This is a genomic window from Methanosarcina baikalica (assembly GCF_031461075.1).
Lineage (GTDB): Archaea > Halobacteriota > Methanosarcinia > Methanosarcinales > Methanosarcinaceae > Methanosarcina > Methanosarcina baikalica.
Window position 1 is genome coordinate 1 of sequence record NZ_JAVKPK010000156.1, and the last position, 1,070, is coordinate 1,070.

At 31.4% G+C, this 1,070-nt stretch carries 1 protein-coding gene; it reads right to left on the reverse strand.

Annotated features, from left to right (window positions below):
* Positions 1-365 precede the first annotated feature (365 nt).
* The gene (locus RG963_RS16500; RefSeq protein ID WP_310577360.1) at positions 366-821 is read right to left on the reverse strand and encodes a hypothetical protein; all 456 of its coding nucleotides are present in this window, start codon (positions 819-821) and stop codon (positions 366-368) included.
* Between the last annotated feature and the right edge of the window lie 249 nt (positions 822-1,070).

The following is a 1,070-nucleotide window of genomic DNA, read 5'->3' on the forward strand; positions in this document are numbered from 1 at the left end:
ATCTATTTTTGTTTACCAATGCCCAGAGTTTATTATTGATCAAAAACGTTCAAAAATAAAAAACCGATTTCCGTATGCATTAAATGCAAAACTTCTTTTTTATTGATGCAGAGACTTTACCGCAAAACCTATGCATCAGTAAAAACGGAAAATCTTGCTTTTTGTTCTGCACTTAAGTGAAGGCCAGATCAAACTCTCTTTCACAATAAAAATGCAAACTTTCGCTACATTGGAAATTTAATCATGGAAACATTAACTGCATAATGGCGGACGACCAAAAAGTCTAACTTCTAAAATAGAGTTTCCTCAGGATTTTCCACTGCTTGACCAGTAAACCTGATAAATTAAGAATCAGGAAAAGATCTTTAAGAATCTCCATTAGGAAAAAGAAGAGTTTTTGTTGACGTAACATTGACACTGTAAATGCGGTCTAAGTTCAAAATTTGTTCTTTTGAAAGACCTGAAACATTAAATTCAACTTGCCCTTTGACATGGATTGTAGAATGGGGCCTTATGGTTTTATTATCGATTATTTTATGATCTTCGGTTAGTACTCTTGCTAAAAAATCTTTTGTAAAAAGCAGTTCAATAGAATCCAGGTAAATTTTTTCATTTCCCCCGTTATATAAGGCAAAATCGTAATTATAAGCCTGTATGCTGGTATCATTTACATTATCAACAGAACCTAACGTTTGTGTGGCCTCTACTATTTTCAACCCATCTTCTGCCTGAGAAGAATCATAGTTTTCCTTAAACCCAATAAACAATATTGTTAAAACTAAAAGAATTATTAAGAACCCACGTGTTAAATTTTTAGTCATCGTATCCTTCCTGAAACCAAATATAAAATAGTATTTCTGATAGTAGATAATATTTTACCGGTTATCGATTCCAAAATGAATCTATTATTTAATGAAGAATTCATTGATCATTGGATAGATTTGTAAGTTAAGGTTTGTGAATGTATTTGAAATTTTTTAAATCGAAGGGTAGCGTGCTGAATTTTCTACAAAATCATAAGTCTAAAAAGTTACTGGGGAGAAAATTGACAGTGAAATAAATGTGGTATT

Bases quoted from the DNA above. Each gene is read 5' to 3' on its own strand.
- RG963_RS16500 (WP_310577360.1), bottom strand. From the start codon at position 821: ATGACTAAAAATTTAACACGTGGGTTCTTAATAATTCTTTTAGTTTTA.